Below are 5,720 nucleotides of genomic sequence, written 5' to 3'. Positions count from 1 at the left end.
GTGGTTAAACCCTGCCACTTTCAAGTAAGTTTTTGGTGGATTATCCACCAAAAATTGCAGGGGCTAGGCTGCTTTTGCGATCCCAAAAGATGAATTTATCAAATAGCTGGGGTTGTTCGCACCTTCCATAGCTACCCCGATGAAAACTATGCCCGGGAAGTAATGCAACTCTTTACCATTGGACTATGGAAACTGGGTAGTAACGGACTACCTGTTCTGGACGCAAATGGTAACCCTATACCGTCTTACTCACAGAAGGATGTTGAAGAGATGGCCCGGGTTTTAACCGGGTGGCAAAAAAGCGATCATTTCACTCCAATGCATTCAAACCCGGACGACCATGATTTTGGGGAAAAGCATATTTTTAATGAAGTTTTTCCAGAAGGGCAAACCCCGGAGCAGGATTTATCCCAGGCTATGGATTTGTTGTTCAACCACCCAAACACGCCCATATTTATTTCAACCCTGTTGATTAAACGACTGACGATCAGTAACCCTCGACGAACCTATATAGGCAGAGTTGCGAGTAAATTCAAAGACAATGGCTATGGCGTGAGAGGAGATCTAAAAGCCGTAATAAAGGCCGTTTTACTGGACAGTGACGTGCTGGAAGGAAAGGCCATGTCAGACTTTCAAAATACCGGGAGATCACAGGGCAATTTCGGAAAAGTCAAAGAGCCGCTGGTTGCCATGGCCAATCTTGCCAGAGCATTACACGCTGAAAGTAATGATTCGGGGCGCTGGTGGGACTTCCCCGACCTCAACCACAATAATTTTGGACAGGCTCCCCTGGAAGCCCCCAGTGTTTTTAATTTTTACGAAGCAGACTACGCACCCAAAGGCGAAATCTCCGATAAAGAGCTTTTCGCCCCAGAGTTCAACATATTGGACATAGACACATTCAGAACCATCAGCAATCGCATGTGGGCCTTAATTGAGGCACCTTTTTATGGTGGTCACCGCAGGGGTTGGCGCTGGGACCGAAATGAATTTGAACAAACGATTGATAATCCCGATCTTTATATTGAATTGATAAACCGGCGTTTTTTTGGTGACGACATGCCATCCAATTTGTCCACCTTTTTAAAGAACCTTCTGATCGAGCTTGATAATGATGGTCAATCGGTTGATCGAAAAATAAAAGACACACTGTTTGCCGTTCAATGCTCTCCAGAATTTCGCTGCCAGGGATAAAATAAATGAAATTTACGCGCAGGACACTGTTAAAAGGAGGTCTGGCATCGGGAGCCAGCATCGTTTTACCCGTTGTTACAGGAACAACCCCGGCTTATGGCAGCACTGACAGCTTTAAAGCGTTAGTCTGCATTTTTCTTCAAGGTGGGAACGACGCCTACAATATGGTCATTCCTACCAGAGATCAGGAATACAATCTCTATAAATCCATGAGGCCTAACCTGGCTGTTTTGCAAAGCAGGCTGGTGGATACTGGCTTAACGACAGACAACCATGTGCCACTTGGCCTTCATCCAAACATGGCTAGCCTTGAGCCTGCTTTCAAAGCGGGCAACGCAACGGTCATTGTCAATTCAGGTCAGTTAGTAGAACCGGTAATTGGCAAAAACAATCCCCGGATACCTCCCTTTGTGATGGCCCATAATTATCAGTCAATCTTATGGGAGTCTGGAACCATGAGTTACGACGATGAGTTTGGCTGGGCCGGTCGCATGGCAGATGACATGTTTCTTACCGGCAGTGTGTCTCCTTTGATCTCCATGAGTGGTGAACGGAAATGGCTTCGATCAAACAGCCATGGACAGCTGATAATCAGGCCTCAGCAACCCGGAGGATATGAAGGCATCAACACTCCCAAAAGGCTTCAGGCTCTCGACAGGCACTTTACTGCCAGTTACAGCAACTTATTCCAACGCAACTATTCCTCCGCAATGGAAAAGTGTTATCTGGACCATATGACACTCGAAGGCTATTTAGACGATTTAGGCGGCACCAATGATTACCCAGACACCGGATTGGGCCGCTCACTTCAATCAACAGCTCAATACATAAGAATACGGAGCAAGCTCAACCATCAACGACAAATTTATTATATTGGCCTGGGTGGATTTGATAGCCATAAGGGTCAGAAAGACTCCCATGAAAGGTTACTTCAGGATCTGGCGGATGCAATGGCTGCCTTTCACTTTGATATAGACAGTATTGGCCTGAACGATAATGTGACCACATTTACCATGTCGGACTTTGGCCGTCGCATCACCTCGAATGCCACCGGCACAGACCATGGGTGGGGTGGACACCAGCTGATTATGGGAGGAGCCGTTAAGGGTAAAAAAGCCTACGGTACATGGCCAGACCTGAGACCGGGTAGCCCCTATGACTACAAAAAAAGCCGCATGATTCCTGAGATCGCTGCAGACCAGGTGAGCGCAACACTTGCAAGCTGGTTTGGATACCCCAAAAGCCCGGAAACACTCTTCCCAAGCTTAAACAACGGCTTCAACCAGAAAACCCTGGATTTTCTGACCACGGGTTCCACATACCGTCTATGAAACAAAGTGCCATCCCGGGATGGCACCTTGAACCCTGTGCAATGGGTTAAGAAACGTGACCACAGCGGAAGCAAAGCCACATATCCTTTCGTCTTACTCCCCCAAAAGGTCGTATTCCTTTATCACAAGCGCTCACCTAGCATGATTACTTAGCCAATCACCGGAAGCCGGAACAGGAGCCGATGTATGCGTTTGACTCTTTTACTGTCTTCACTTCAACAGACAATCAATGGTCTGGAAAAAGGCAAGCCCGTCCGCTTTAACCACATCATGCGCCAACTGGGCCTGTGGGATCACTGTCATGACTTGCAGAAAATGAGGATGGCCCGCACATTCCGGCAAATGGTGGCCAGCAGGCAATTGGAAGGCATACAGCTTCTCACCCGGAACCAAACCCGACACGCCGTTTACCTGCCGGGTTGACGCGATTCCGGCTATTGATTCAATGCAGACAACACTTCTTAAACTTTTTCCCACTGCCACAGGGGCAGGGATCATTCCGCCCGACACTGACACCAGAACGGTCAGAATAAGGCATAAAGGCATCTGCGGCCTGGGGGGAAGCCCCTTGAATTTTGGGAGTAGTCTGGTTAATCACCATGTTCTCCATGCTTTTGAGCAGATCATTGGCTTCGCCGGAGTAACAGCTCAGCTTTCTCAGCCCTGTCACCGCGTCATCCAGATAACAATAAAACTCACCTTCCTGGCGCATAACGGCGTTCTTTATTTTTTCTGGCGCCATGCCACAGCGGGCTGAGAATTCGTCCAGAGAAATGTAATAGGCATCCGCCAGCTCCTGCTCATACAGGTGCTTCAAGGCTTCCAAAAAGTCGTCTGGCTGGCTGTTATAGCAAGCCTGAACCCAGGCATTCCAAACCTGATTCTTTTCCTGCTCCAGACCAAACTCATAGAGTTCCTGAAGATAACGGGTCAACACGGGAAGTTCCAGATCCCCCTGCTGATAACGAACCACCAGAGCCCCCAGGGCCGCATCGCGCACATATTCATCAATGCTGGTATTTTCAATGATCGATTGCAGCGGCCGGATATCATCGGGGCTATTCCCAGGGCACAGCGTTGCCAGTATCTGACTGAGGGCATCACAGACAATCTCATCAAAATCATCGCCAATGGCAATATTGTCTGCAGACGTCATGGAGCTGAATAAGTCGATCACCAGCGGCCAGGCTTTCTCTTCCTGAAACTGGGTTAACAGATACAGGGCATGAACGGCAAAACGGCTCTTGCCAGGAGAACTGGCCCGCCCTTCCCGTATTTTCACCACCTCAAGAGCATCCAGCAGCATCGGTGTAACGGCATCCCTGTGCTCGAGGGCTTCCCGGAGCGCTTTGACAGGCAGCTCGCTGGATACCCTGGAGAGCGATTGCTTAAACCTGTTTTTTTCCTCAGAAGAAAGGGTCATGACACGAAAATTCCAAAGCAACATCCAAGGCGCGCAAGGATAATCCCTTGGGGCGCCCTATACCAATCAAATGAACAGGAAAAGAAAGAAAATGATGCTACCAGGCCTGAGGCAATGACCGGGTACTTTCCCGGTGTTTAGCCGAAATCCTTACCGGGATGCGGGAAGAAGGCTTAAAGCCCCGGGCTTGTTTTACATAAACCTCAAGATCCTTGAGCAGTTCACGGCGGGTCAGGATGCCGGTCAGATGCTGGGATTCATCCACCACCAGGGCTTTTTTCACACCTCTTTCAACAAACAGGGAGAGAACGCTGTACACATCGTCGCTTTCCCTGACCACTTCTACATCCGTCGTCATCAACTGTTTGATATCCGGCGCCTGGGCTTCATCGTAAAACAGGTGATGTCCCAGCTCCCGGAGAAGGTCCCGCTCTACGATAAACCCCATCACCGTATCCCCGTCATCGCTCAAGACGGGGACCGAAGAAACATGGTACTCATTGAATATCTGTAGAACATAATAGGCACTGTCACTGTGTTTAACGGCAATCACATCAGTCACCATGATGTCACCCACCGTCTGACTCCTAAGATCCTGCATGCTAAACCTCCGGTTTCTGGCGACATTGACGCATAATTGCCCATCGAAGGTTGTGACCTGAATCAGACCAGCTGGTTTTTTTTCAGTGCCCGGTGGATTTTTCTGGACGTTCTGGCCAGTCGATCAATATCACCAAGAGAAGGCCTTTCACCCTCGGCCAGGCGCTGACTCCAATCCAGCAGTTCCTGATCAAGAAACTCCAGTAACTTCCTGGGACAGCCCTTGCAGGCCCCTGAACATATCTCAGCCTCAGAAAGCCCGAAAGGAATCGCGCTTCTGACGTCCTGAATCAATACCGCCATCGCTTCCGGGGTGGAAGGCTTTCTCGACATTCAACACCTGTACCTGAATTCAATCCTGACGCCATTTGGAGAAATGGGGGGCGGGCGACAGATGTGGCGCAAATTAACACAGTTTGTCTGCCCATGGCGACCTGCGGAAGTTAACCCGCCGATACGCAACAACGCTGGGCAATGCAAACCAATGTTGAACGATGGTAATATTCTCCGCTGTATGGACTATATGAGCTCGGTCGTATACATCGCAAAGCCTGATGATTCCTGAAATGGCCGGGATGGGCGGTAGCGTTTGTGCAAGAGGGAAGTTTAGACCCTTTCCTCGTTCCCACACTTACCCCCAGGGATGGGGCGTATCCCACAAAGCGCAGGGAGCGCGACTGGGATCCGCGTGGGAATGCCAGTCGGAGCAGTTGAGCCTGAAATATGCGGCAGATGGGCGCTCCCACGCCGGGACCCATCGGGCCTAAAAGCATGGGAGCGAGGCATGTAATGCCTCACCCAGCCCAGTAGGGGCGTTCAGCTTCAAGGGAATAATTGCCCGCTCTCATAGCGAGCCGGAACGGTTGCTGTAACCGCATACAACTTGTTATCCAAAATACTGGTATTTATACAGCTATTTGAATAAACACAGTTCGTGTATGCACTATTCTCAAACCTGAGCTTAAGTCATTGTTTTAAATGGTGAATAACACCCTTTTTAATAAGGTTCTGTTGTTTCAGCGAATGATATACAAAATGGCAAAGGTATAGTGGACCCCAAAAACTGGACCACTGGCTAAGTTAAGTTTTTCGACTGTATGATGCCCTTTCAAGGAGGGGAAAATGACAGTCAGAAAAAGGAAGCGTCATGCACCTGAATTCAAAGCTCAGGT

The 5,720-nt window shown here is 49.2% G+C and carries 6 protein-coding genes; 3 read left to right on the top strand and 3 right to left on the bottom strand.

Annotation, left to right across the window (positions count from 1 at the left end; translation table 11 throughout):
• The first annotated feature begins 93 nt into the window (after positions 1–93).
• From ACNRUY_RS25645 to ACNRUY_RS25635, 3 genes are all read left to right on the top strand, one after another.
• On the top strand, positions 94–1,194 hold the full coding sequence (locus ACNRUY_RS25645; protein ID WP_488114509.1) for a DUF1800 family protein: 1,101 nt from the start codon (positions 94–96) through the stop codon (positions 1,192–1,194).
• 5 nt (positions 1,195–1,199) lie between these two features.
• Positions 1,200–2,525, top strand: coding sequence for a DUF1501 domain-containing protein (locus tag ACNRUY_RS25640; protein WP_488114508.1), 1,326 nt, complete (start codon positions 1,200–1,202; stop codon positions 2,523–2,525).
• A gap of 186 nt (positions 2,526–2,711) precedes the next feature.
• The gene (locus ACNRUY_RS25635; RefSeq protein ID WP_488114507.1) at positions 2,712–2,948 is read left to right on the top strand and encodes a hypothetical protein; all 237 of its coding nucleotides are present in this window, start codon (positions 2,712–2,714) and stop codon (positions 2,946–2,948) included.
• A 19-nt stretch (positions 2,949–2,967) separates the two neighbouring features.
• On the opposite strand, the gene ACNRUY_RS25630 is transcribed toward ACNRUY_RS25635, so the two are convergent.
• The 3 genes from ACNRUY_RS25630 to ACNRUY_RS25620 form a co-directional block, all read right to left on the bottom strand.
• On the bottom strand, positions 2,968–3,948 hold the full coding sequence (locus tag ACNRUY_RS25630) for a DUF1186 domain-containing protein (RefSeq protein WP_488114506.1): 981 nt from the start codon (positions 3,946–3,948) through the stop codon (positions 2,968–2,970).
• A gap of 97 nt (positions 3,949–4,045) precedes the next feature.
• Positions 4,046–4,549, bottom strand: coding sequence for a CBS domain-containing protein (locus ACNRUY_RS25625; protein ID WP_488114505.1), 504 nt, complete (start codon positions 4,547–4,549; stop codon positions 4,046–4,048).
• Positions 4,550–4,611: 62 nt separating this feature from the next.
• Positions 4,612–4,881, bottom strand: a complete 270-nt coding sequence (locus ACNRUY_RS25620) for a hypothetical protein (RefSeq protein ID WP_488114504.1) — start codon at positions 4,879–4,881, stop codon at positions 4,612–4,614.
• Positions 4,882–5,720: the final 839 nt, after the last annotated feature.

It is taken from the genome of Endozoicomonas sp. Z74, assembly GCF_057680865.1.
Note: the sequence above shows the minus strand (reverse complement) of the source record. Positions and strands in the feature narration are given on the sequence as shown.